We start from the raw sequence: 25,657 nt of genomic DNA, 5'->3' as shown, positions 1-25,657 counted from the left end.
TAGCCAAGCAGGAGGAGGAGGACGCCATGACGGTTAAGGCAATTCTCGAGAAAAAAGGCCATGACGTGTTCACGCTCGGGCCGAATGAAAAGCTGAGCGAAGCCATTCGAATCCTGGCCGACCACAAGATCGGTGCACTGGTCATCACCAATGGCGATCACAAGATCGTCGGCATCCTTTCCGAGCGTGACATCGTGCGGGTGGTTGCCAAGGAAGGCGCTGCCGCACTTGATATTGCGGTGCGCTCGGCGATGACGCCGAAAGTGAAGATCTGCAACGAGAACCACACGGTCAACGAGGTGATGGAGATCATGACCCGGGGCCGGTTCCGCCATCTGCCGGTGGAAAAGGACGGGATGCTCGATGGCATCGTGTCGATCGGCGACGTGGTCAAGCGTCGTATAGAGGATGTCGAACGCGAGGCTGACGAAATCAGGGCCTATATCGCTACGGCCTGACCCGCGATAAGAAACCGCCGGCCGGAATGCCGGCCGGCGGTATTTTGCCCTATCGGTTGTCGAGTTCGGAGCGGACGAGTTGCAGTCCGCGCCTTGTGATGCGGTAGGGGCCGCCATCGCAAGATGAAACCGCCTTCCTTCGCTCAGTTTTTAGGCGAAAGCGGCTGAAAAGGCCGGCATGCGGCTTTGGCCTTGTCTCTTTTGGCGGTTTGCACTAGCGAAGTTTCACATCCAAATATGCGTCTTATGCATATCCGAGAATTCAAAGTACGCAGGCCACCATGACCCTCATCGATACCCGCACGCCCGACGCCAAACGTTTTATCCCCGGCGCCACCGGCGATTGGGAGATCATCATCGGCCTCGAAGTCCATGCGCAGGTGACTTCGGAAGCAAAGCTGTTTTCCGGGGCGTCGACGACTTTCGGCGCGGCGCCCAACGCCAATGTCAGCCTGGTCGACGCGGCCATGCCCGGCATGCTGCCGGTCATCAACGAGGAATGCGTCAAGCAGGCGATCCGCACCGGTCTCGGACTGAAGGCGCAGATCAACCACAAGTCGGTGTTCGACCGGAAAAACTACTTCTATCCCGATCTGCCGCAGGGCTACCAGATCTCGCAGTTCAAGCAGCCGATCGTCGGCGAAGGCACGATCGTCATTTCGGTCGGCCCCGACCGGCAGGGCGAGTTCGAGGACATCGAGATCGGCATCGAGCGCCTGCACCTGGAACAGGACGCCGGCAAGTCGATGCACGACCAGCATCCGACCATGTCCTATGTCGATCTCAACCGCTCGGGCGTGGCGCTGATGGAGATCGTCTCCAAGCCCGACATGCGCTCGGCAGACGAGGCCAAGGCCTACGTCACCAAGCTGCGCACCATCGTGCGCTATCTCGGCACTTGCGACGGCAACATGGACGAAGGCTCGATGCGCGCCGACGTCAACGTGTCGGTGCGCAAGCCGGGCGGCGAATTCGGCACGCGCTGCGAGATCAAGAACGTCAACTCGATCCGTTTCATCGGCCAGGCCATCGAGTTCGAGGCGCGCCGCCAGATCGCCATCCTCGAGGATGGCGGCAAGATCGACCAGGAGACGCGGCTGTTCGACGCCGTCAAGGGCGAGACGCGCTCGATGCGCACCAAGGAAGAGGCGCATGACTACCGCTACTTCCCCGATCCCGATCTTCTGCCGCTGGAATTCGACCAGGCCTATGTCGATGCACTGGCCAAGGAGTTGCCGGAACTGCCCGACGACAAGAAGGCGCGGCTGATCTCTTCGCTGGGGCTGTCGACCTACGACGCCTCGATCCTTGTGTCGGAAAAGCCGATCGCCGATTATTTCGAACGCGTCGTTAGACCTAGTGATCTGGAGGTTTTTCCCGGCCAATTGCATCAAAAGAAGGCTCCGGGGGAGATCACAGTTAGAGATGCCAAAGTTGTGGCAAACTGGGTGATCAACGATCTTATGGCCGCCCTGAATAAAGCTGGCAAAACGATAGAGGAGTCGCCGATGTACCCTGGCCAGATCGGCGGCATCATCGACCTCATCAAGGAAGGCACCATCTCCGGCAAGATCGCCAAGGATCTGTTCGAGATCGTCTGGAACGAGGGCGGCGATCCGCGCCAGCTGGTCGAAAGCCGCGGCATGAAGCAGGTCACCGACACCGGCGCCATCGAGAAGGCGGTCGACGAGGTGATCGCCGCCAACCCCGACAAGGTCGAACAGGCCCGCGCCAAGCCGACCATGGCCGGCTGGTTCGTCGGCCAGGTGATGAAAGCAACCGGCGGCAAGGCCAACCCGCAGGCGGTCAACGACCTGGTCAAGGCCAAGCTCGGCATCGAATAGATGTTCGTCCGCACCGCCGGGGAACGCGACCTTGCCGCCATCCGCGCGTTGCTGGTCGAAACCTGGCACGCGACCTACGATGCGATCTATGGCGCCAAACGGGTGACCGAAATCACCGACGACTGGCATTCGATCGCCTCGCTCAAGGCGCGGCTGACGCGGCCGAATTCCGAGTTGCTGGTCGCCGATGACGGCAAGCGCATTGGCGGCATGGCTTTCGCCGCCGCTACTACGGATCCAAAGATCGTGCTGTTGAACCAGCTCTATGTGCTGCCCGCCTGCCAGAGGCAAGGCATCGGCCAGGCCTTGCTGGACGAGGTCGAGGCCAGCTTTCCCGAAGCGAACATCTTGCGCGTCGAGGTCGAAGAAGCCAACAAACCGGCCATCGACTTCTACCTCTCGAAAGGCTTTCTGCCGGCCGGCAGCACCACCGATTGCGGTGGCGGCTCGGGATTGCCGGCGCTGATCTTCGAGAAGGCTATCGGCTAGCGTCACCGGAACCGGCCGGGCGCAAGAAATCAGATCGCGTGCAGCGGCGGCGTCAATTCGCGCATCAGGAGCGCCAGCTCTCGTTGGTCGCCGGTGGCGGTCTTGTCGAAGATCGTCGCCAGTTGTGATTTGACGGTGCCATCCGAGACGCCGCTGGCAGCCGCGATTTCACGCCGTGTCAATCCGGCGGCGACATGGCCGGCGACACGCTTTTCCGCCGCGGTCAGGCCGAACAGTGCCGCGATCGCCTCCAGCGCCGGCACCGGTGCGGCGCCGGCAGCGGCAATGAAGATGGCGGCGGCGGCGCGTTGCGACATGCGGGCCGAAATGTCGCGTCGCGCCAGCGGCATGACATGCGCCACCGCCGGAGCCATGGCCCTCGCCAGGGGAATGTTGATGCCGGAAGGTCCGAGCGCGAATTCGTTTCGCGTGCCGAGCTGGACGGCGCTGCCGATCGCTGTGTTGGCATTGGCATAGGTGAAGGAGAGCTGGCCGCGAACCGAGGACACTGAGGTGTTTTGCGCGAGCAGCGCTTCGGCTGCCGGGTTGGCGAAAATGATCTGCATGTCGTCGGCGACGATCAGCACCGGATGGTCGAGGCTCTCGATGATCGAGGCAAAGATGTCAGCCTTGCGCCGCTCGGCCTCGAACAGGTCGCCGATGGTCACCGCTCGGCGGACATGTGGTGCGAGCGTGGAAATCAGGTCGATATCCCTGGCTGAAATCTGCGGTCTGTCCTTGTCGGTCACCACCATCAGCGTGCCGGTGCGGGTCGGCTGCTTCATCAGCGCCACCCAGAAGAAATCGTCGAGACGGTTGGGTTCCACCCACTCGCGCACGATGCGGCTTTCGATCCAGTTCTGCCGGGCATCGGGGCCTTGCAGCGCATAAACGCTATCGACGGTGAACGGCATGTCGATGTCCATCTTCGGCAGCGCCTTTAAGAAAGGCACTTCGCAGGCGTAGTCGCGCTGCAGCGGCTCAAGCAGTGCAGGGTCGCCGCAGGACATCGAAAACCGGGCGGAGTTGCTTGATGTGTCGACGACTGCCAGCATGGCAAGCCGGCCAATCGCCAATTTGCAGATCGCCTCGAGTGTCGACTGCCAACGCCCGACATCGGCAATCGAATCGTAGATAGCCTCGACGATCTGCGGCAGAGCGCGACCGAATATGTTGGCCTGGATAGACATAGAGCCTCGTATGTATCGCAGCGTAGTGGCAGGTAACACATTGTCTCTGCCTGAGGTCTCACACAACATTGCCGGGTACGTTACGTCTGTGAAACGTCTCACAGCGGCGTTTGGAGTGTTGTGATCGCTATCAGACCAGCCAATACGTGCCTGAGGGGCTGTTGTGTAAGAGCGCTCGGGCCAATCTGCGATACAAATCAAAGTGAACGAATTTGGAAATTTTCAGGGAATAAATGAGGAAACTTCCACATTGTCGATCAGCCTGGCCTTGCCAAGCCAGGCTGCGGCGAGGAGGCGGCCGTCGCTGTCACGCCGCCAGGGGGCAAGGGTCAGGCTCTCGCGCGCGGCGACATAGTCGACGCTGTCGAAGCCTGCCTCGAGAAGCGCGGCAGCAGCCTTGGCGGTCACGCTACTTTCGTCAGTGCCGGCTGCAAGCGCTGCCGCCGCCTGACGCAGGATGACATTGAGCTGCCGTGCGACACCGAGTTCGGCCGCGCCGAGATAGGCATTGCGCGACGACATTGCGAGGCCGTGCGCGTCGCGCACCGTTGGCGCGCCGACAATGTACACCGGCAGGTCGAGATCGCGGCAGAGTTTTCGGACGACGCAAAGCTGCTGGTAGTCCTTTTCGCCGAAAATAGCGCGATCGGGCAGGGCTTGCAGGAACAGCTTGGCCACGACCGTGGCGACGCCATCGAAGAAGGTCGGCCTGAAATCCGACTCCAGGCCAGCAGACGGGCCGCCAACCGAAATCTTCGTCGCAAAGCCAGTCGGGTACATCTCGGAAACCGTCGGCGTGAAGGCAAGATGGGCGCCGGCTTGCGTCAGCCGGTCGAGGTCACGCGCCAGCTGGCGCGGATATTTGTCGAGGTCTTCGCTTGGGGCGAACTGGGCTGGATTGACGAAGATCGAGACGATGCAGCGATCGGCCGTCGAAAGCGCGGCCCTGACCAGCGAGATATGGCCGTCATGCAGCGCGCCCATGGTCGGCACCATGGCGACGCTGAGGCCGTCGCGCCGCCAGTCGCGAATCTGCGCGCGAAGGGCAAGCACAGTGTCGACAACGACCGGCTGGTTCATGCGTTGTCCTTGCCTGTTTTTGCTGAAAAGACGTGGCTTGGTCCGGGGAAGGTTCGGCTGCGTACCTCTGCCGCGTAACGCTTGGCGGCGTTGGCGACCACGCTGCGCAAATCGGCATATTCCTTGACGAATTTCGGCACCCGGTCGACGGTCAGGCCGATCATGTCGTCGATGACCAGGATCTGGCCGTCGCAATCGCTACTGGCGCCGATGCCGATGGTCGGAATGGCGATGCGCCGGGTCAGATCGGCGGCGACGGTCTCGACCGTGCCTTCGATAACCAGCGAAAACGCGCCGGCCTTCTCGACTGCGTCGGCGTCACGCATGAGGGCGGCCACATTCTCCGGCGTGCGGCCCTTGATCTTGTAGCCGCCGTCCTTTTCCACCGATTGTGGCTGCAGGCCGATATGGCCCATGACTGGAATGCCGTCCGCGACGATTGCCGCGATCTGGCCAGCGACGTCAACGCCGCCCTCCAGCTTCACCGCGTGGCAGCCGGTTTCCTCGACGATGCGGCGCGCCGAGGCAACGGCTTGCGCGGCCGAATTCTCATAGCTGCCGGCCGGCATGTCGACCACCACGCAGGCCTTGGCCGACCCGCGCATCACAGCCTGGCCATGGGAGATCATCATCTCCAGCGAAGCGCCGAGCGTGGTCTCGTGGCCGTGCAGCACCATGGCAACGCTATCGCCGACCAGGAGCAGGTCGACATGGTCGTCGAGCAGGCGGGCGATGGGATAGGTGTAGGCGGTCAGGCAGACGATCGGCACGCCGCCCTTGCGGGTGCGTATCGTCTCCGCGCTGATCCTGACGACAGCTGGGGCCATTCCTCACCTCCCGCAGCCGGCGTTGACCAGCGCCGGCTGCGCAGAGCTTTAGGAACACACAGCCGGCTTGGCAAGCGCCTGTTCGCAGTTGCGAAATAGATCGGCCAATGACAGAGCCTTTCGGCATGCCGTCAGTGCCGCAGGCACCGCAAAACCCTTGCCTTCGCGAAGGCCTGACGCCATAAGCAGGAAGCAGGCACCGCCGCGCGCGCCGCGAGGATTTGAATGAAAACTTTCCTTCTGCAGTTTTTCACCTGGTGGAACAGCCAGACGCTGGGAACGCGTTTCCACACCTGGCGCCACGGCAGCAAGGTCGGCCAGGACGTGACCGGCAATGTCTACTACGAAGGCGGCGTCGATTCGGAAGGCCGCACCCGCCGCTGGGTCATCTACGCCAATTATTCGGAAGCCTCGGCGATTCCGCCAGGCTGGCACGGCTGGATGCATCACCGCGTCGATGTCGCGCCGCCGAGCGACGACTATCGCCCGCGCGAATGGGAAAAGGCGCACGAACCGAACCTCACGGGAACGCCGGCGGCCTATCGCCCGAAGGGCTCCGTGCTCACCAATCAGCACCGTCCGCAGGTGACGGGCGACTATGATGCGTGGACGCCTGGTTCTTGATCGCCGGCCGGTCTTTTGTCGCCACAATTGGCGTTTAGCTGCTTGCTGATATGACAACGGCGAATAGCCTTGGGCGTGACAGAATCACCCGGGCCCAAACCACCGGTATCTCCGCATGAACATTTTCAGCCTGACATCGATGGCCGGACTGACGGCAGTTGCCGCTGTTGCCATGTGCCCGACCGCGTTTGCGGCAGCCCAGGAGCCTGCCGCGGCGCCGGCAATCTCGGATCGCATCACCAACCCGGTCGCGGAATTTGCCGGCATCGACAAGATCACCGGCCGCATCATCACCTTCGATGTCTATATCGACGAAACCGTGCAGTTCGGCGCTTTGCAGGTGACGCCGCGCATCTGCTATTCGCGGCCGGAGAACGAGGAACCGAAGACCGATTCCTTCGTCGAGGTGGACGAGATCACGCTCGACCGCAAGATTCGCCGCATCTTCACCGGCTGGATGTTTGCCGAAAGCCCCGGCCTCAATGCCGTCGAGCACGCCGTCTATGACGTGTGGCTGAAGGGCTGCAAGCAGAAGTCGGATGTGCCGCCGCCCGATGCGGCCAAGGCCGAGACCCCCAAGGTCGATACCTCAAAGCCGAAGCCCGCTGCGGCTCCGGCTGCGGAACAGCCAGACCCCGCGGAACCGGACGCAACCACCACCAACTGATCTTCCGGAACCGTCGTGGCCACCATGCGTTGGGCCATGGATGACCGCGCATTTATGCGCTTGGAGGATTTCCAGATGTCAGACAGCAAGCGGATTACCGCCAGCAAGAAAGACCTGCTCGACCTCGAAAAGGGGTTCTGGACGGGTGACTCGGCCTACTACGCGGCCAATGCCGACACGGAATGCCTGGTCGCGTTTCCTGAGATGGCAAAGGCGATGGACAATGCCGATCTCGCCAAGACCGCGACCAAGCCCAACCGCTGGCGCGATCTGCGGATCGACCTCAAGGGCATCATCGAGCCCGGCAGCGACATTATCATGCTGACTTATGAGGCTCATGCCGTCAGGGAAAACGGCGAGCCCTACGCGGCGCTGGTCAGCACCGGCTACGTCCATCGCGTCACTGGATGGAAGATGATGTTCCATTCGCAGACGCCAATGGAGGCTGCTGCGAAAGGCTAATGGCCTCGGTCAGGGATAAAAAACCGCTTCGCCCTTCAGCGCATCGGCCAGCATCTTCTCGTATTTGCCACGCGGCACGTCGACCGCGCCGAAGCGCTTGAGGTGTTCGGTGGTGAATTGTGTGTCGAGCAACGCGAAGCCGCGCGCCTTCAGACGCTCGACCAGATGATAGAGGCACGTCTTGGAGGCGTCGGTCTCGCGAGCGAACATGCTTTCGCCGAAGAACACCCGGCCGAGCGACACGCCATAGAGGCCGCCGACCAGCCGTTCCTCGCGCCATGCTTCGACCGAATGGCAGTGCCCCAGCCGGTGCAGCTCGACATAAGCTTCGCGGATCGGCGCGTTGATCCAGGTCGAGCGACGTTCCTCGCGCTTTTCGGCGCAGCCGTCGATCGTCGCCTCGAAATCGAAGTCGAAGCGGATGTCGAATGGGTGCTTGCGGATCGTCTTCTTCAGGCTCTTCGGCGTGTGGAAACCGTCGAGCGGGATGATGCCGCGCGTCTCCGGCCGCACCCAGAACACCTCAGGGTCGGAAGCGCTCTCAGCCATCGGGAAGACGCCCGAGGCATAGGCCTTGAGCAAAAGGTCGGTCGGAATGCGATAGCCGGGCGCGTAGGGGCGGGTCATCGCGTCTTTGGTTTATTCCTCTTTGGCCAGATAATTTTCCAGCCAGTGGATGTCGTAGTCGCCATTGGCGATGTCGGCATTGCCGACGAGGTCGCRAAACAGCGGCAGCGTCGTCTTGATGCCGTCGACGACGAACTCGTCGAGCGCCCGGCGCAGCCGCATCATGCATTCGACCCGGTTTCGTCCATGCACGATCAGCTTGCCGATCAGGCTGTCGTAATAGGGCGGGATCTTGTAGCCGGAATAGACACCGGAATCGACGCGGATGCCGAGGCCGCCGGGCGTGTGGAAATGGGTGATCGTGCCGGGCGACGGCGTGAAGGTGCGCGGATCCTCGGCATTGATGCGGCATTCGATGGCGTGGCCGTTGAACTTGATGTCCTCCTGGCGCACCGAAAGTCCGCCACCGGAAGCGACGCGAATCTGCTCATGCACGAGATCGATGCCGGTGATCGCTTCCGTCACCGGATGTTCGACCTGCAAGCGCGTGTTCATTTCGATGAAGTAGAACTCGCCGTTCTCATAGAGGAACTCGATCGTGCCGGCGCCGGAATAGCCGAGATCGGCAATGGCCCTGGCACAGATGCCGCCGATGCGGGCGCGCTCCTCGGCGTTGAGGGCCGGCGAGGGCGCCTCTTCCCAGACCTTCTGGTGACGGCGCTGCAGCGAACAGTCGCGTTCGCCGAAATGCACGCCGCGGCCGGCGCCGTCGCCGAACACCTGCACCTCGATGTGGCGCGGCTTTTCCAGGTATTTCTCGATATAGACGGCGTCGTCGCCGAAGGCCGCACCGGCTTCCGTGCTCGCTGTCTGCAAGGCGATCTCAAGGTCAGCCTCGGTAAGAGCGACCTTCATGCCGCGCCCGCCGCCGCCCGCCGATGCCTTGATGATCACGGGATAGCCGATCTCGGCGGCAATGCGCCTGGCTTCCTTTTGATCGGTGACGGCGCCGTCGGAGCCTGGCACCACGGGGATGCCGAGGCGCTTTGCCGTGCGCTTGGCCTCGATCTTGTCGCCCATGATGCGGATATGGTCGCCCGACGGACCGATGAAGGTGATGTTATGGGCGGCCAGGATGTCGGCGAACTTGGCGTTCTCCGACAGGAAACCGTAGCCCGGATGCACGGCGTCGGCGCCGGTGATTTCGCAGGCGGCAACGATCTGGTGGATGTTGAGATAGCTGTCGCGCGACGGCGGTGGGCCGATGCACACGCTCTCGTCGGCGAGCCTGACATGCATGGCGTCAGCGTCGGCGGTCGAATGCACCACCACGGTCTGGATGCCGAGTTCCTTGCAGGCGCGCAGCACCCGAAGCGCGATTTCGCCGCGATTGGCGATGAGGATCTTCTGGAACATCCGGCCCGCTCTACTCGATCACGACGAGCGGCATGCCGTATTCGACCGGCTGGCCGTCCTCGAACAGGATCGCCGTCACCGTGCCGGGGCGCGGCGAAGGAATCTGGTTCATCGTCTTCATCGCCTCGATGATCAGCAGTGTCTGGCCTTCCTTGACCGTCTGGCCGACTTCGATGAACGCCTTGGCGTCGGGCGAGGGGGCAAGATAGGCAGTGCCGACCATCGGGGAGGGGACCGCGTTCTTGGACGGATCGGCCGCCGCGGGTGCGGCAGCTGCGCTCGCCGCGGGCTGCGCTGCCGGCGCATAGCCGGGCTGCGGTGCTGCAATGGCGTGGACGGCGGGCGCCTGGCGCGATACGCGCACCTTCAGGTCGCCGAGCTCGACCTCGATCTCGGTGAGGTTGGTGTCGTTCAGTATGCCCGCCAGATCGCGGATCAGTTGCTGGTCAACACCGGTCTTCTTTATCGACATTTTCGAGCCTTCTGTTTGTGGGCCGGTCATAGGCGTGCCGCCAGCGCCTGCAGCGCCAGCGAGTAGCCAAGCGGCCCGAACCCGCAGATCATGCCGACAGCAACCGGCGCAACCATGGAGACGTGGCGGAATGGTTCCCGCGCGTGGATGTTGGAGAGGTGAACTTCGGCGACGGGCAACGGCGCGATAGCGCGAATGGCGTCGTGAATGGCGATCGAGGTATGGCTGTAGGCACCCGGATTGATGACGATGCCGGCTGCCTTGTCGCCGGCCTCCTGGATCCAGTCGACGAGGTCGCCTTCATGGTTCGACTGGCGAAAATCGATCTCGAGGCCAAGTGCGGCGCCCGCCTGCTTGCAGTCGTCGGCGATCGCGGCAAGCGTCTTGCCGCCATAGATGCCGGGCTCGCGCTTGCCGAGCGCGTTCAGGTTGGGACCGTTCAGGACGAAAATCGTTTTCAAAAATGCCGACCTTTTCCGGCGCCAGCCTCAAGCCGGCGCGCAGGGCCTTCTATAATGGGCATAGCTGCCCGCGGAAAGAGCACAAGTGCGATCTTTCACTGTCCACAACAGGCGGAAATCTGCCCGTGAGAAATAGGCTCGCGCGCAAGATCAGAGCGCGGCTTTCGCCGCCTCGATCTTTTCGGCCAGCACTTGCTGGCCGAGCGCGCCGAACACCACCTCATTGCCGACCACATAGGACGGCGTTCCGGTGATGGCCAGCTTGTTGGCGAGGTCGTAGGTCTTGGTAAAAGCCTCGGTGATGGTCGGGTCCTTCATCTTCTCGCGCAAGGTCGCCTCATCGGCGCCGAGCGACAGCGCCACCTTGATGGCCGCCGCCTCCGTGGCGCGGCCCTGGCCGCCGAGCAGCGCATTGTGGAACTCGCCGTATTTTTCCGGCTTCATCAGGTGGAAAGCCATCGAGACGACGCTGGCCTTCTGTGAATCCGGACCGAGGATCGGGAATTCCTTGAGCACGAAGCGCAGGTCTGGATCGGACTTGGTCAGTGCTCGCATGTCCTCGATGGCGCGTTTGCAGAAGCCGCAATTGTAATCGTAGAACTCGACGATGGTGACCTTGCCGTTCGGATTGCCGACAACGCCGTCGAAGGTCGAGTTGAAGATCTGTTCCTTGGCGTCCTTGATGACGCCGAGGGCGGCGATCCGCTGTTCTTCCTTCTGCTTGGCCTCGAGCGCGTCCTGCACTTCGAGCAGAACCTCAGGGTTCTTCAGCAGATAGTCGCGGATGATGCCCTCGACCTCGGCGCGATCGATCTTGGTGTCCGAGGACGCTACCTGCATGATCTGCGCCGTATCGGCCTTAGCCATCTGCGGACTGCCGGCGACGAACCCGAAAGCCAGCATGGCAAGAGCAGCCGCCACTCCCGTCGTGCCGAGCAATATTGCCTTGTTCATCGTCTCATCCTCTTGCCGGTTCCAGTCTATCCTAGTCGCTACGGGCGACCGGAAGGTTCACTTCTTGAGTTTGCCTGAAGGGTTGTAGTTTATGATGTCCTGCGCCCGAATCCAGCCGGGCTCGCCGCGCTTCAAGTCTTTTTGCGCGCGCATGGCAAAGATTTTCGCATTCTTGTAGTCGCCAGAATAGAAATGGCCCTCGGCGGTGGCGAGTTCCGCCGCTGGGATGTTGCCGAGCTCGCCATAGGCCTGGGCCAGATAGCGGTACCCATCTGTGTTTTCCTTGTCGCGCCCGAGACCGTTGTTGATCTGCACCACGGCCTTCTTCAGCGAATCGGGCGTACCGATCGCCATCAGTGCCTGACCGAGCGAAACCGGCAGCAGACCTGACTTCACCGGATCGAGGCTGACCGCCTTGGCGTAGGCATCCGCCGCGTCCTTCGGCTTGTTGGCCTTCATCAGGATGTCGCCGCGCAATTCCTGGAAGTAGGGATTTTTCGGCTGTTCCTTGATCAAGGCGTTGGTCTTGGTCAGCGCCGCACCCAAATTGCCGTAGAGATAGGCCATCTGCGCTTCGCCATAGCGCGATGCGAGGCTGCCCGGGGCCTTGCGGATCAGCCGCGTCGCGGCAGCCTGGCCGCCCATATAGGCGGCGATCTTGATCCGCATCATGTCGTGCCGCTGCTGCAGTGCCGGTGGATCGACCTTGTCGACATTGGGGCTCTGCTTGACCAGCACTTCGAGATTGGCGATGCGCTCTTGCGGCATGGGATGGCTGATCCGGTACGGATCGACCTGCGTGCCGGACAAAGACAGCGCGTTCTGGAAGCGGGCGAAGGTCTTCAGCATGCCCATGCCGGACTGGCCGGTGGCATTGAGATAGGTGATCGCCGAGCGGTCGGCGGTCGACTCTTCGGTGCGCTGGTAGGCGAGGATGCTGCGCTGCGCCATCTCGCCGCCGCCGGCAGCGACGCCCATGCCGGCGCCGGCAAGGCCGCGGCTGTTGGTGGTTGCGCCGGCAACGATGGCGCCGGCGCCAAGCAGCGTGGCGATGATGGCCATCGTCTTGGCGCGCTCGAGCTGATCACGCAATTTCTGCTGGTGGCCGCCGGCGATGTGGCCGGCTTCGTGGGCGATGACACCGATAATCTCGTTGGGCGTTTCGGCCTGCATCAGCGCGCCGGTGTTGATGAACAGCCGGCGCCCGGTGACGAAGGCGTTGAAGCTCTGATCGTTGACCAGGACGATATCGACGCCGTCATTGGCGAGACCAGCCGCCTTGAAGATCGGCCGCGCATAGTCGCGCACCAGCGCCTCGATCTCGGCATCGCGCACCACCGGCACGGCCTGCGCAAACGCCGTCACCGAGCCGGAGATCGCAACGGCGGCGGCAAGCAAAAGCGTCGCGAAGCCGCGCGCTGTCTTCCCGATGGAAGATTTGGAAATCGTCGATTTGGGTCGGCTCAGCATGAGGGTCCACTGGTAAACGAGCGGGCGAACGATGAAAAGAGTCGGCACCGAAACTAGGTGAACTTGTGATCCTCACATCAATCGGGCATTTGTGCGGCGCTGCCACCCGGGTTGATCGCCTGGAGCGGCGGGTTTGGGCGGAAAGAGTGAGGTCAAATGGTTGTTTCGCTGTCGCGCCGCGGTGAAGTCGAGCCCTTTCACGCCATGGACATTCTGGCCGAGGCCAACCGGCTGAAGGCGACAGGCGTGCCTGTTGTGTCCATGGCCGTCGGCCAGCCATCCGATCCGGCTCCGGTGGGGGTCAGGGAAGCGGCGACGAATGCGCTGAAGATCGGCCGGATCGGCTATACCGATGCGCTGGGACTGGCGGATCTGCGCAAGGTGATCGCCGGACATTACGGCGATCACTACGGCATCGACGTCGCGCCGAACCGCATCGCCGTGACGACGGGATCGTCGGCCGCTTTCAATCTGGCCTTCCTGGCCATGTTCGATCCGGGCGACCGCGTCGCTATCGCGGCACCCGGCTATCCCGCCTACCGCAACATCATGGCCGCGCTCGGCATCGAGATCGTCGAGATCGAGCTCGGCAGCGACGCCTATCTGCATGCCGAGCATTTGAAATCGGCACATCGCGAAAAACCGCTGAAGGGCGTGTTGTTCGCGAGCCCGGCCAACCCGACCGGCGCGGTCATTCCCGCCGACGAGCTGTCGGCGCTGGTGGCGACTGCCGAGGAATTCGGCATCGCGGTGATTTCCGACGAGATCTATCACCGGCTGGCCTACGCCGCGCCGGACACCACGGCGCTGGCCTACGGCTCGGGCGTGACGGTGATCAATTCCTTCTCGAAATATTATTGCATGACCGGCTGGCGCATCGGCTGGATGGTGCTGCCGGAAGCGCTGGTCCGGCCAATCGAGCGCATTGCCCAGAGCCTCTACATCTCGCCGCCGGAACTGTCGCAGATCGCGGCGATCGAAGCCTTCAAGGCGACGGAAGAGCTGGAAGAGGTGAAGGCGCGCTATGCCTGGAACCGCGAGCTCTTGATGCAGCGCCTGCCGGAGCTTGGATTTCCGCTGGCGGCACCCATGGACGGCGCCTTCTACGCCTTTTGCGATGTAACCCGGCATACCAATGACAGCATGGCCTTTGCGCGCAAAATGCTGGCCGAGGCGCATGTGGCGGCGACGCCCGGCCGTGATTTCGATCCGCTGGCCGGACACCGCACGATGCGCTTTTCCTATGCCGGCAGCCATGACGACATGGTCGAGGCGATGGCGCGCATCGAGCGCTGGCTGAAATAGCGGGGACGACAATGCCGGAACTCGAACAAGCGCTGGCCGATGTTGCCACTGAGATGGCCGAGCGCACCGATCGCGGCGACGTCGCCACCTACATTCCGCAGCTCGGCAAGGTCGATCCGAAGAAATTCGGCATTGCCGCTGTCACCAATGACGGTCGCGTTCTTGTCGCCGGCGACGCAGACCAGGCGTTTTCGATCCAGAGCATTTCGAAGGTGTTTACGCTGACGCTGGCGCTCGGCAATGTCGGCGACGCACTCTGGCAGCGTGTTGGGCGGGAACCGTCGGGCAATCCGTTCAACTCGATCGTCCAGCTCGAGCATGAGAACGGCATTCCGCGCAATCCGTTCATCAATGCCGGCGCCATCGTTGTCTCCGACATCCTGCTTGCCGGCCACCAGCCGCGCGAGGCGATCGGCGAGATCCTGCGCTTCATCCAGTTCCTTGCCGATGATGAGACCATCATCATCGACCGCGAGGTCGCGGCCTCCGAACGCGCCACCGGATATCGCAACTTTGCGCTTGCCAACTACATGAAATCGTTTGGCAATCTCCACCATGCGCCGGAGCTGGCGCTGGGCGTCTACTTCCACCATTGCGCCATCGCCATGAGCTGCCGGCAACTGGCGCTTGCCGGCCGTTTCCTCGCCAATGGCGGCAAGAACCCGGCGACCGGCTATCAGGTGGTGTCGGCCGAGCGGGCGCGCCGCATTGGCGCCATGATGCTGGCCTGCGGCCACTATGACGGCTCCGGCGACTTTGCTTTCCGTGTCGGCATTCCCGGCAAAAGCGGCGTTGGCGGCGGCATATTGGGGATCGTGCCGGGCGTCGCCTCGCTCGCCGTGTGGTCGCCAGGCTTGAACGCCAACGGCAATTCAAAGCTGGGGTCGATCGCCTTGGAAAAACTGGCCAGGATGATGAACTGGTCGATCTTCGCTCCCTGACGGTTTCGGCCATTCCCCAGATACGAAAATCCCGCGCCGTCTTTCGAACGGCGCGGGATTTTTATTATTCAGGCAATCAGTTCAACTGACTGAAAAGTTTAGAAAAAACCCTTCCGCTGCCACCAGCCGGCACGCTTCGGCTTTTCCTCGGCCTTGGCCTCGTCGGCAACGCTGGAGGAAACCACCGGTACCACCGGCGTATCCGCCGCTACCGCTTTGCGACGTGAAGGACGGGCAGGCGCTTCCTCCTTGGCGGCCGGCGCGGGCGCGGGCGTCGCCGCCTCGGCCGGTGCAGCGTCCTCGACAGGTTCGGCTGGCGCTTCCGCAACCGTCTCGGCGGCGATTTCCGCTACGGCCTTCTTCGCCCTCGAGGCGCGCTTCTTCTTCGGCTTTTCGGCAACCGGTTCGTCGTCGTTCGCCGCCGCAGGAGCCGCAGCTTCTTCAACCGCTACCGCCGCGACAGGCTCGCTGACAGTCGCATCGGAGGCATCGGCCACCGAAACGTCAGTGGTTTCGCCGGCTTCGGTCTCCGTGCCGCCTTCGCCGTCCTCACGGCGATTGCGCTTGCCGCCACGCTTGCCGCGCCGGCGCTTCTTGCCCTGGGCGTCATCGGATGCTTCCACCGTTTCGATGGCGCCAACCGGGGCTTCGTCTTGCTGTGTTGCATCGTCATCGCCTGGTTCAGCGGCAAAGTCGTCGCCTGCTGCCGAGACCGAAGCACCGTCGGCCGCATGGCCAGGCTCGCGCTCGCCGTGCTCGCGGTCGCGATCCTTGCCGCCACGCCGCCTGCGGCGCTTGCGACGCTTGCGATCGCGGCCTTCGCCGTCCTCGGCCGATCTCGGCTGCTGCTGCGACTGCGGCTGCGCCGGGCGCGGCTGCTCGGCCTGCACCACGACCTCGTCGTCTTCCTCCTCGATGACGATCTCATCCTCGGGTTCTTCCGGCTCGACATAGGCCGGGAAGCTGCGTGCCTCGACAAAGCCTTCGGGCTTTTCGGCAATGGCGCCGCGGAAGATCGCATAGTGCTGCACACCGACCGTGTCATCGGCCTCGATGGTGATGGTCAGGCCGAAGCGACCTTCGAGTTCCACCAGCGTGCCGCGCTTGTGGTTGAGCACATAGAGCGCGGTTGCCGCCGGCGTCCGCACGGTGATGTGGCTACGCGAATCCTTGAGCAGGAATTCCTCGATCGCCCGCACCACCATCAGCGCCACCGACGAGTCGGAGCGCACATGGCCGGTGCCGCCGCAATGCGGGCAGGGCTTCATGGTCGATTCCAGCACACTGGCGCGGATACGCTGGCGCGACATCTCCATCAGGCCGAAATGCGAGATGCGGCCGACCTGGATGCGCGCCCGGTCGTTCTTGAGGTGATCCTTCAGCCGCTTTTCGACGGAGCGGTTGTTGCGGTTCTCCTCCATGTCGATGAAGTCGATGACGATCAGGCCGGCGAGATCGCGCAGCCTCAACTGCCGGGCGACTTCTTCCGCCGCTTCAAGGTTGGTGTGAAGCGCGGTGTCCTCGATCGAATGCTCCTTGGTGGAGCGGCCCGAATTGACGTCGATGGCGACCAGCGCTTCGGTCTGGTTGATGATGATGTAGCCGCCGCTCTTCAGCGTCACCTGTGGCTGCAGCATACGGTCGAGCTGCGCCTCGATGCCGTTGCGCACGAAGATCGGCGTCGTGTCGCGGAACGGCTGAACCACCTTGGCGTGGCTCGGCATCAGCATGCGCATGAAGTCCTTGGCCTCGCGATAGCCTTCCTCGCCGGAGACAAGGATCTCGTCGATATCCTTGTTGTAGAGGTCGCGCACCGAGCGCTTGATCAGGCTGCCTTCCTCATAAACGAGCGCGGGAGCGGTGGATTGCAGCGTCAGATTGCGGACGTTTTCCCAAAGCCGCATCAGATATTCGTAGTCGCGCTTGATCTCTGCCTTGGTACGGCTTTCGCCGGCGGTGCGCAGGATGACGCCCATGCCCTGCGGCACTTCGAGATCGGCAACGACCTCCTTCAGGCGCTTGCGGTCGACCGCGCTGGTGATCTTGCGCGAAATGCCGCCGCCGCGCGCCGTGTTGGGCATCAGCACCGAATAGCGGCCGGCAAGCGACAGATAGGTGGTGAGAGCAGCGCCCTTGTTGCCACGCTCTTCCTTGACAACCTGGACCAGCAGGATCTGCCGGCGCTTGATGACTTCCTGGATCTTGTACTGGCGGCGCACCGGCTTGCGGCGGTTGCGCACCTCTTCCAGCGCATCCTCGGCACCGACCGATTCAATCTCGTGGTCGTCGGGATGCGAGGACTGCACCTCTTCCAGCATGCCGCGATCATTGTCGGAGGATGTGGCTTCGCCGCTGTGATCGGCCGATACAGCTTCGCCGCTTGCCTCGCTGGAGGCGGCTTCGTCGCCGGCCTCAGCCTGCGGGACGGCTTCGGAGATCACATCCGCTTCGACGCTTGCCGCGATCGATGTCGGGCCGCCTTCTGACGGCTCGGCCTCGGATGTCTCGGTGTCGGAGCTTTCGCTGTCGCTGTGCCCGGCAGTATCGGCCGCGGCATGCTCGGAAGCAGGCCCTTCGGCAACGGCGTCGCTGCCGGTGTCGCCATGTTCGCCACCTTCATCATCGGTGCCGGCGTCGCGCTTGTGTTCGCCACGCTCGCGGCCTTTGCCGCCGCGCCGGCGGCCGCGCCGGCCGCGATCGCGGCTCTGGCGGTCGTCGCCGTCATTATCCTCGTTCTCCTCGTCCTCGGCTTCCTGCGCTTCGGCGCGCAGCAGAGCCTGGCGATCGGCGACCGGGATCTGGTAGTAGTCGGGGTGTATTTCACTGAAGGCGAGGAAACCGTGACGGTTACCACCATATTCGACAAAGGCTGCCTGAAGGGAAGGTTCGACGCGCGTTACGCGAGCGAGATAGATGTTTCCTTTGAGCTGCTTCTTGTCCTGGGATTCAAAGTCGAATTCTTCGATACGGTTACCGCGGATAACGACAACGCGTGTTTCCTCCGGGTGGGAGGCGTCTATCAGCATTTTGTTGGGCATTATTACGTTTCCTCCCGGCAGCCGTCAGCCGCAGCTTGCGAGGCAAAGCCCGCTGCTGCGTGTCTGTGATGTGGGTGCCGGATGTCTGAATGTCCGCGGGACGCCGCTTGAGCGCCATGGCGGTGCCGCCCGCAGCCAAAATGGCGCGGTTTGATGCGGACCTTTCCATGATTGCGCTTGAAGCCATCGTCACCAGCAGAACCTTTTGAACCAAAGCCCGGAAGTACCGGACCAGCTTGTTTGCTCATACAGAGCCGGCACGGGAACAAACCCGGCCGTTTTCCTCACGCAGGCGATTCCCCCGCCACGGGCGCACACCTGCGAAATTCGTCGCGATCACCTGAAGCCTTTTCGCTGGAAGCGAAAGGAGCCGCCTTTCATCTGACCTGTAGCGGGAAGCTGCGGGAGAAGCGGTTCCAGGATTGCAGTGATCCACCATCGCTTTTATGATTTGACGGGGTGGAAGGCAACCCCGATTTCGGATGCCGGCAAAAAGCAGTGCCGTAACGGAAGCACAGGCCCTAATCCTCAATGAAAAGGCTTGGTTAACCTTCTCTGGATACCAATCGTTAATCGAGTCCGCGGGCTGACCGGCATTTCGACCAACCACGCGGGCGCAAGGCGCCAAACCGGGAGCGACTGCAAAGAGATGGGACTGGCGGGCACCACAGACAAGGGCCATGGCCGTGCAGGCCTTTTGCTGCGCGCTGCTTGTGTGCTTTTGCTGCTGGCGCTTTGCTTCGCCTTTGCGCCGGTTTCACGCGCCGCCGATGTGCCGCTCGGCGCCACCGCCTATAAGATGGCGGGCGACGCCACCAAGATGCGCATCGTCATCGATTTCGACCGCGAGCCTGATATCAAATGGTTCCTGCTGCGCGGCCCCAACCGGCTGGTCGTCGACCTGCCGCGCACACGATTCGCCATCAGCGCGAAGGACGCCAAGGCGCGCGGCCTGATCAAGGCGGTGCGTTATGGCGACCAGGGCGAGGGATCGCGGCTGATCCTGACCGGCAAGGGGCCGTTCTCGGTCGACAGGCTGGATGTGCTCAAGAACGAAGACGGCAACGGCTACCGGATCGCCATCGACATGTCGGCGGCTTCCGACCGCGAGTTCGATGAAGCCCTTGCCAACCAGGCGCTGACCACCGGCTCGACCGTCTCCACCGACAAGGGCGCCAGGGTCGGCACCGGGCCGATCTCCAATCCTGGGCATCGCTTTACCGTCGTCATCGATCCCGGCCATGGCGGCATCGACGGCGGCGCCGAAGGCCTCAACGGCACCATCGAGAAGAACGTGACGCTCGCCTTCGCCACCGAACTGCGCGACAAGCTCGCCGCCGTCGGCAACTACGACGTGTTCATGACGCGCGAGACCGACGAATTCCTGCGCCTCGACGACCGCGTGCGCATCGCCCGCCAGCACGAGGCCGACCTTCTGATCTCGATCCATGCCGACACGATCAGCGTCAAAGGTATCAGAGGCGCCACCGTCTACACGGTCTCCGACAAGGCATCCGATCCGGAAGCGCAGGCGCTGGCCGATCGCGAAAACCTCTCCGACCAGTTCGCCGGCATGGTGATCAAGGACGACAACAAGGAAGTCACCGACATACTGATCGACCTGATCCGCCGCGAGACGCATAATTTCTCGATGAGCTTCGCCCACACCCTTGTCGGCCAGCTTTCCACCAGCGTCGGCCTGATCAACAATCCGCAGCGCTCGGCCGGCTTCAAGGTGCTGAAGGCGCCCGATGTGCCTTCGGTGCTGGTCGAACTCGGCTATCTCTCCAATGCCAAGGACGAGGCGCAGCTGCTCGACGCCGACTGGCGCGGCAAGGCGGCGCAGAGCATCACCAATGCCGTCGCCCTGTTTGCCTCCGCCAAGATGGGAACGGGAACCGGGGGCTAAGATGGCCGCCGCCGCCCACAACCAGAGGCAGCGTTGCACGACGACAACACCAGACGCTTTTATTTCCGCCAGGGGATGCCGAAATCGGACGCTGCCGTATTTTGTCCACATGGTGGCGACAAGGGTTTGCCATTGCGGATTTGGGACCGTTGCGAAAGCTTGCGCGAAAGGCGGCTTCGTCTAGGAAATTCCCGAACCTCGGACTGGAGCGGGCATGATTCGTCTCATCGGCTATTTCTTTGGTATCGGCACGACGCTGGCGCTTCTGGTCGCCGCGGGCGTGGCGATATACATCAGCCATCTGTCGAAGGACCTGCCCGACTACGAGGTGCTGGCCAAGTACGAGCCGCCGGTGACGACCCGCATCCATGCCTCCGACGGGGCGCTGATGGCCGAGTATGCGCGCGAACGGCGGCTCTATCTGCCGATCCAGGCGGTTCCGGACCGGGTCAAGGCGGCGTTCCTGTCGGCTGAGGACAAGAATTTCTACAACCACCCCGGCATCGACATCACCGGGCTCGGCCGCGCCATCTACGTCAACCTGCAGAATATGGGCTCGGGCAGGCGCCAGGTCGGCGCCTCGACCATCACCCAGCAGGTGGCGAAGAACTTCCTGCTGTCCTCGGACCAGACCTATGAGCGCAAGATCAAGGAGATGATCCTGGCCTTCCGCATCGAGCAGGCCTATTCGAAGGACCGCATCCTCGAGCTCTATCTCAACGAGATCTTCTTCGGCTTCGGCGCCTATGGCGTGGCGGGCGCGGCGCTGACCTATTTCGACAAGTCGGTCAACGAACTCACCGTCGCGGAAGCCGCCTATCTGGCGTCGCTGCCGAAGGGGCCTAACAACTACCATCCCTTCAAGCATGCCGACCGAGCCATCGAGCGCCGCAACTGGGTCATCGACCAGATGGTCGAGAACGGCTACGTGACGCGCGAGGAAGGCGACAAGGCCAAGGCCGAGCCGCTCGGCGTGACGCCGCGCCGCAACGGCTCCTATCTGTTCGCGGGCGAATACTTCACCGAGGAAGTGCGCCGCCAGATCATCGCGCGTTATGGCGAGAACGCGCTCTATGAGGGCGGCCTGTCGGTGCGCACGACGCTCGATCCGAAGATCCAGCTCATCGCCCGCAAGTCGATGCAAAACGGTTTGCTCAAATACGATACGCTGCGCGGTTATCGCGGACCGGTGACGCATATCGATGCTTCCGGCGACTGGGGCGCTGCGCTAGGCAAGGTCAAGGGGCTGGAAGACGTTCCGGAATGGTCGCTTGCCGTCGTCCTCGACAGTTCCGACATAGGTCTTTCCATCGGCCTGCAGCCGACGCGGCAGATTTCAGGCGATATCGTCAAGGAACGCGTCGAAGGCACCGTCAGCAAGGAAGACATGAGCTTTGCCATGCGCCATGTGGTCGATGGCAAGACGGTCAAGGCCAAGTCGCCGGCCGATGTGCTGCAGCCGGGCGATGTCATCTTCGTGCAGAAAAACGAAGGTTCGGAAGGCGCCTACACGCTGCGCCAGGTGCCGGAAGTGGAGGGCGGCCTGATTGCCATGGATCCGCATACCGGCCGCGTGCTGGCCATGGTCGGCGGCTTCTCCTACGCGCAGTCGGAGTTCAACCGCGCCACGCAGGCGATGCGCCAGCCCGGATCGTCGTTCAAGCCGATCGTCTATTCGGCAGCGCTCGACAATGGCTATACGCCGGCCTCGGTGATCATGGACGGCCCGATCACCATCCAGAGCGGCAACACGACATGGACGCCGAAGAATTATGACGGCACGGTCGCCGGTCCCGCGACCTTGCGCTCCGGCATCGAAAAGTCGCGCAATCTGATGACGGTGCGGCTCGCCAACGACATGGGTATGAAGCTGGTGGTGGAATATGCCGAGCGTTTCGGCGTCTACGACCATCTGGCGCCCTATCTGCCGATGGCGCTGGGGTCCGGTGAGACGACTGTCATGCGCATGGTGTCGGCCTATTCGATCATGGCCAATGGCGGCAAGTCGATCAAACCCTCGCTCATCGACCGCATCCAGGACCGCTACGGCAAGACCGTGTTCAAGCAGGACGAGCGCGGCTGCGAAGGCTGCAATGCGTCCGAATGGAACAACCAGCCTGAACCGGAACTGGTCGACAATTCCGAGCAGGTGCTCGACCCGATGACCGCCTACCAGATCACCTCGATGATGGAAGGCGTGGTCCAGCGCGGCACCGGCGCCACCATCGCCGAGCTTGGCCGTCATATTGCCGGCAAGACCGGCACGACCAATGACGAGAAGGACGCCTGGTTCATCGGCTATACGCCGAACCTCGTCGTCGGCCTCTACATGGGCTACGACACGCCGCGCGGTCTTGGCCATGGCGCCACCGGTGGTGGTCTGGCGGCGCCTATCTTCAAGGACTTCATGCGCGTGGCGCTGGACGGCACGCCCAATGTCGACTTCAAGGTGCCGGAAGGCATGAACCTGGTCGCCATCAACCGCAAGACCGGCATGCGTGCCGCGTCAGGCGATCCCGGCACCATCATCGAAGCCTTCAAGCCCGGCACCGGCCCCGCCGACAGCTATTGGGTGATCGGCATGGGCGCCGACGGTTCCAACGGCGCCGGCGGACCGCTGTCGCCGGAGGCTTCGCAAGCCATCCAGGCGCCCGGCGGCGGGCTTTACTGACATCATGAGAACTCGCAAATGGGCCGGCCTGTTGAGCCGGCCCATTTCGCTTTACAGGCGGCGGTGCCGTGCCTATGTATCGCGCCTAAAGCGCGTCGACGCGCTTTAGGTCTTTGTTTATGCATGCCGTTGTCTCAAAACCGGGACCACTTTTGAGCGACATGCATATCCCGGACAAGAAGCAGAACAACAGGACAGAACCAGAAGCCATGCGCGCGGAAACGCAGAACATTGTCGACGAAATCAGGCAGGCGATAACCCTGCTGAGGAGGCATCTTTGACTGGGATCAGGCCATAAAGCGGCTTGAATACCTGAATGTGCGGGCCGAGGACGCCAGCCTCTGGAACGAACCGCTGGAAGCGCAAAAGCTGATGCGCGAACGCCAGGGCCTCGAAGAAGGCATCGCGGCGGTCAGAGGCCTGACGCAGGCGCTGGAAGACAATATCGGCCTGATCGAACTTGGCGAGGAAGAGGGCGACGAAGGCGTCATCGCCGAGGCCGAAGCCGCCATCCGCTCGATGCAGGGCGAGGCCAAGGCTCGCCAGGTCGAGACGCTGCTGTCGGGCGAAGCCGACGCCAACGACACCTATCTCGAAGTCCATGCCGGCGCCGGCGGCACCGAGAGCCAGGACTGGGCCTCGATGCTTTTGCGCATGTATACGCGCTGGGCCGAACGGAGGCGCTTCAAGGTCGAGGTGCTGGAAGTCCATGATGGCGAAGAGGCCGGCATCAAGTCCGCCACTTTGCTGATCAAGGGCCACAACGCCTATGGCTGGCTGAAGACCGAATCCGGCGTCCACCGCCTGGTGCGCATTTCGCCCTATGACAGCAATGCGCGCCGCCATACGTCCTTCTCCAGTATCTGGGTCTATCCGGTCGTCGATGACAGGATAGAGATCGATGTCTCTGAATCCGACGTGCGCATCGACACCTATCGCTCGTCCGGTTCGGGCGGCCAGCACGTCAACACGACGGACTCGGCGGTGCGCATCACGCATATCGCCACCGGCATTGCGGTCGCCTGCCAGGCTGAGCGCTCGCAGCACAAGAACAAAGCCAAGGCCTGGGAGATGCTGCGCTCACGCCTCTACGAGGAAGAGCTGAAGAAGCGTGAAGCGGTGGCCAATGCCACCGAGGCATCGAAGAGCGACATCGGCTGGGGTCACCAGATCCGTTCCTATGTGCTGCAGCCCTACCAGCTGGTGAAGGATCTGCGCACCGGCGTCGAGAGCACCAGCCCGTCGAGCGTGCTCGATGGCGATCTCGACGACTTCATGGAAGCCTCGCTGTCGCAGCGCATCGAAGGCGGGGCCGGCGAAGCGGTGGCCGATCTAGACTAGGATATGTCCATATTCAGGTGGGGCCGGCCTGCGAATGGCTGATCCCTGTGCCTCCGGTGCCACGGTATCAGTCATTCTCGACTCGGCCTGACCTGACTCAGAACATATCCTCAGGCGGGGAGCGAAGGAGGAACCATGTCTCGCAAGGTCACCGGAAAATGCTTTTGCGGCGCGGTCCAGTATGAAGTGGCGGACGAATTCGTCTATGCCGCGAACTGCCATTGTTCGAACTGCCGGCGCACCACGGGTTCGGCTTTCAAGCCCTTCGCCGGCATCGAGCGCGACAAGTTCGCGCTCGCCGAAGGGCATCACGGGCTCATCCATTTCGGCGACGGCAGCGGCTATGACGCGCATTGTAGCCGCTGCGGCTCCTTGCTCTATTCGCTGGTCCGCGACGGCGCCTATGTCCATGTCGCCATGGGCACGCTGGTCGACGATCCGACGATCCGGCCGACCGCACATATTTTCGTCGGCTCAAAGGCGCCGTGGTTCACCATCGCTGACGACCTGCCACAATATGAAGGGCACGCCTCGGACGGCTAATGCCTCTTGGGCGTCGCGTCGTTAACTGCTCGTTAACCAAGCCGGCGCACCCTTTTGGACGGCGGATGTCGGCGCTCCGAGTGCGGCACTGTACCTATGCACTTCTTGCGCCGACCAAGGAATCAGCCCAGCATCTGGGGCTGAGCGGTGAAAAAGCATTTATGGCCGGACGCGGCATATCTGCGGCCTGACGATTCGGCCACTGGGAAGACACGTTCCAAGAACGGGCAAGCAAACGCTTGATGCTCGCTTGAAAGGAACGTTTCCATGTCTGCTGCCATAGTCCGATCGGCCAGAGCCGTTCAACCGGCTGGCCGACTTCTGTTTTCTCTGTTTGTGGTCGGCGCGATCGCGATGCTGACCGCACCCGCCTTTGCCCACGACGCCAAGCCGACGGCGGCGAAACCGCAAGGCTGGAGTTATCCCTTCGCCTGCTGTGCAAACTATGACTGCCGCGCCACCCATACGGGCGAGGTACTGGAAAAACCCGAGGGTTATGTCATCGCCGGAACGGGGGAGGTCGTTCCGATGAGCGACAAGCGGGTCAAGGATAGTCCGGACGGCGATTTCCACTGGTGCGCGCATCAGGCTGGTCTCGACGCCGGCAAGACGATCTGCCTGTTCGTGCCGCCGCGTTCCTACTGAGTTCTGTTGACAAAGTTCATCGGTAGGCAGGCCGTAGTTCCAGATCATTATTGCTGAGAAGGCTGGCATGTGACGTGAGGCCATCCATGGCACTGGCAAGCGCTTCTCAGTTTTAGATGTTTTTGGTGCTTGGCCGCTCCCGAGGAACAAGCGCGCGTCGCGTGCTTTGAGTTCGAGACCCTCCCACACCCGAGCGCGTCAACCTAGGTTCGCCTTCCGGGTTACCGGAACACTGGCAGTCGAATAGACCGAGGGTGATAGTCTTTTCGAGACAGAAGTTGCT

At 62.6% G+C, this 25,657-nt stretch carries 23 protein-coding genes and 1 pseudogene; 13 read left to right on the top strand and 11 right to left on the bottom strand.

The window, feature by feature from the left end; genetic code table 11:
- The first annotated feature begins 26 nt into the window (after positions 1-26).
- The gene (locus tag AC1DYO_RS28325; RefSeq protein WP_477267695.1) at positions 27-458 is read left to right on the top strand and encodes a CBS domain-containing protein; all 432 of its coding nucleotides are present in this window, start codon (positions 27-29) and stop codon (positions 456-458) included.
- Between the two features lie 49 nt (positions 459-507).
- Here the strand turns inward: AC1DYO_RS28325 and AC1DYO_RS28320 are convergent.
- Positions 508-609: pseudogene (locus AC1DYO_RS28320) on the bottom strand (YjhX family toxin); the annotation flags it as partial.
- A gap of 130 nt (positions 610-739) precedes the next feature.
- Between AC1DYO_RS28320 and gatB the strand changes: the two are divergent.
- A complete protein-coding gene (gene gatB, locus AC1DYO_RS28315; RefSeq protein ID WP_477267694.1) occupies positions 740-2,302 on the top strand; it encodes an Asp-tRNA(Asn)/Glu-tRNA(Gln) amidotransferase subunit GatB in 1,563 nt (520 codons plus the stop codon).
- Positions 2,303-2,791 (top strand): N-acetyltransferase family protein, encoded by a 489-nt coding sequence (locus tag AC1DYO_RS28310; protein WP_477267693.1) that lies wholly within the window; start codon positions 2,303-2,305, stop codon positions 2,789-2,791.
- A 29-nt stretch (positions 2,792-2,820) separates the two neighbouring features.
- On the opposite strand, the gene AC1DYO_RS28305 is transcribed toward AC1DYO_RS28310, so the two are convergent.
- The 3 genes from AC1DYO_RS28305 to panB all read right to left on the bottom strand — a co-directional run bounded on the left by AC1DYO_RS28305 (position 2,821) and on the right by panB (position 5,888).
- On the bottom strand, positions 2,821-3,981 hold the full coding sequence (locus tag AC1DYO_RS28305) for a helix-turn-helix transcriptional regulator (RefSeq protein WP_477267692.1): 1,161 nt from the start codon (positions 3,979-3,981) through the stop codon (positions 2,821-2,823).
- A 222-nt stretch (positions 3,982-4,203) separates the two neighbouring features.
- Positions 4,204-5,061 carry a pantoate--beta-alanine ligase gene (gene panC / locus AC1DYO_RS28300; RefSeq protein WP_477267691.1) on the bottom strand — a complete coding sequence of 286 codons (858 nt, stop codon included), beginning with the start codon at positions 5,059-5,061 and terminating at the stop codon, positions 4,204-4,206.
- On the bottom strand, positions 5,058-5,888 hold the full coding sequence (panB, locus tag AC1DYO_RS28295) for a 3-methyl-2-oxobutanoate hydroxymethyltransferase (protein ID WP_477267690.1): 831 nt from the start codon (positions 5,886-5,888) through the stop codon (positions 5,058-5,060). Before panB ends, panC begins: the two co-directional genes overlap by 4 nt.
- A gap of 225 nt (positions 5,889-6,113) precedes the next feature.
- Here panB and AC1DYO_RS28290 point away from each other — a divergent pair, with 225 nt between their 5' ends.
- The 3 genes from AC1DYO_RS28290 to AC1DYO_RS28280 all read left to right on the top strand — a co-directional run bounded on the left by AC1DYO_RS28290 (position 6,114) and on the right by AC1DYO_RS28280 (position 7,641).
- Positions 6,114-6,512, top strand: a complete 399-nt coding sequence (locus AC1DYO_RS28290; RefSeq protein WP_477267689.1) for an NADH:ubiquinone oxidoreductase subunit NDUFA12 — start codon at positions 6,114-6,116, stop codon at positions 6,510-6,512.
- A gap of 115 nt (positions 6,513-6,627) precedes the next feature.
- A complete protein-coding gene (locus AC1DYO_RS28285; protein ID WP_477267688.1) occupies positions 6,628-7,179 on the top strand; it encodes a DUF2155 domain-containing protein in 552 nt (183 codons plus the stop codon).
- Between the two features lie 75 nt (positions 7,180-7,254).
- Positions 7,255-7,641, top strand: a complete 387-nt coding sequence (locus AC1DYO_RS28280; protein WP_477267687.1) for a hypothetical protein — start codon at positions 7,255-7,257, stop codon at positions 7,639-7,641.
- Between the two features lie 9 nt (positions 7,642-7,650).
- On the opposite strand, the gene aat is transcribed toward AC1DYO_RS28280, so the two are convergent.
- From aat to AC1DYO_RS28250, 6 genes are all read right to left on the bottom strand, one after another.
- Positions 7,651-8,268, bottom strand: a complete 618-nt coding sequence (gene aat, locus AC1DYO_RS28275; protein WP_477267686.1) for a leucyl/phenylalanyl-tRNA--protein transferase — start codon at positions 8,266-8,268, stop codon at positions 7,651-7,653.
- Positions 8,269-8,280: 12 nt separating this feature from the next.
- On the bottom strand, positions 8,281-9,624 hold the full coding sequence (accC, locus tag AC1DYO_RS28270; RefSeq protein WP_477267685.1) for an acetyl-CoA carboxylase biotin carboxylase subunit: 1,344 nt from the start codon (positions 9,622-9,624) through the stop codon (positions 8,281-8,283).
- Positions 9,625-9,634: 10 nt separating this feature from the next.
- Positions 9,635-10,096, bottom strand: coding sequence for an acetyl-CoA carboxylase biotin carboxyl carrier protein (gene accB / locus AC1DYO_RS28265; RefSeq protein WP_477267684.1), 462 nt, complete (start codon positions 10,094-10,096; stop codon positions 9,635-9,637).
- A 26-nt stretch (positions 10,097-10,122) separates the two neighbouring features.
- Complete coding sequence (gene aroQ, locus AC1DYO_RS28260; protein WP_112564337.1) at positions 10,123-10,557, bottom strand: type II 3-dehydroquinate dehydratase; 435 nt, start codon at positions 10,555-10,557, stop codon at positions 10,123-10,125.
- 150 nt (positions 10,558-10,707) lie between these two features.
- Positions 10,708-11,511 carry a DsbA family protein gene (locus tag AC1DYO_RS28255; protein ID WP_477267683.1) on the bottom strand — a complete coding sequence of 268 codons (804 nt, stop codon included), beginning with the start codon at positions 11,509-11,511 and terminating at the stop codon, positions 10,708-10,710.
- Between the two features lie 57 nt (positions 11,512-11,568).
- Positions 11,569-12,981, bottom strand: coding sequence for a M48 family metalloprotease (locus AC1DYO_RS28250; protein ID WP_477267682.1), 1,413 nt, complete (start codon positions 12,979-12,981; stop codon positions 11,569-11,571).
- A 156-nt stretch (positions 12,982-13,137) separates the two neighbouring features.
- Between AC1DYO_RS28250 and AC1DYO_RS28245 the strand changes: the two genes are divergently transcribed.
- Together AC1DYO_RS28245 and AC1DYO_RS28240 are read left to right on the top strand one after the other, a co-directional pair.
- Positions 13,138-14,286, top strand: a complete 1,149-nt coding sequence (locus AC1DYO_RS28245) for a pyridoxal phosphate-dependent aminotransferase (protein WP_477267681.1) — start codon at positions 13,138-13,140, stop codon at positions 14,284-14,286.
- An 11-nt stretch (positions 14,287-14,297) separates the two neighbouring features.
- On the top strand, positions 14,298-15,227 hold the full coding sequence (locus AC1DYO_RS28240; protein WP_477267680.1) for a glutaminase: 930 nt from the start codon (positions 14,298-14,300) through the stop codon (positions 15,225-15,227).
- Between the two features lie 98 nt (positions 15,228-15,325).
- Here AC1DYO_RS28240 and AC1DYO_RS28235 read toward each other — a convergent pair whose 3' ends face one another.
- Positions 15,326-18,265: an Rne/Rng family ribonuclease gene (locus tag AC1DYO_RS28235; protein WP_477267679.1), complete on the bottom strand. Its 2,940-nt coding sequence runs from the start codon at positions 18,263-18,265 to the stop codon at positions 15,326-15,328.
- Between the two features lie 649 nt (positions 18,266-18,914).
- Here AC1DYO_RS28235 and AC1DYO_RS28230 point away from each other — a divergent pair.
- The 5 genes from AC1DYO_RS28230 (at position 18,915) to AC1DYO_RS28210 (ending at position 25,374) form a co-directional block, all read left to right on the top strand.
- The gene (locus AC1DYO_RS28230; protein WP_477267678.1) at positions 18,915-20,174 is read left to right on the top strand and encodes an N-acetylmuramoyl-L-alanine amidase; all 1,260 of its coding nucleotides are present in this window, start codon (positions 18,915-18,917) and stop codon (positions 20,172-20,174) included.
- A gap of 214 nt (positions 20,175-20,388) precedes the next feature.
- Positions 20,389-22,845 (top strand): penicillin-binding protein 1A, encoded by a 2,457-nt coding sequence (locus AC1DYO_RS28225; protein ID WP_477267677.1) that lies wholly within the window; start codon positions 20,389-20,391, stop codon positions 22,843-22,845.
- Between the two features lie 209 nt (positions 22,846-23,054).
- A protein-coding gene (gene prfB, locus AC1DYO_RS28220; RefSeq protein WP_477267708.1) for a peptide chain release factor 2 occupies positions 23,055-24,186 on the top strand; the annotation gives its coding sequence in 2 pieces (ribosomal slippage) (positions 23,055-23,120 and positions 23,122-24,186; 1,131 coding nt in all).
- Positions 24,187-24,321: 135 nt separating this feature from the next.
- Positions 24,322-24,729, top strand: coding sequence for a GFA family protein (locus tag AC1DYO_RS28215; RefSeq protein ID WP_477267676.1), 408 nt, complete (start codon positions 24,322-24,324; stop codon positions 24,727-24,729).
- 267 nt (positions 24,730-24,996) lie between these two features.
- Complete coding sequence (locus AC1DYO_RS28210) at positions 24,997-25,374, top strand: hypothetical protein (RefSeq protein ID WP_477267675.1); 378 nt, start codon at positions 24,997-24,999, stop codon at positions 25,372-25,374.
- Positions 25,375-25,657: the final 283 nt, after the last annotated feature.

Source organism: Mesorhizobium sp. P2_F5, from assembly GCF_056403715.1.
This window is presented reverse-complemented; position numbering and strand designations above follow the sequence as displayed.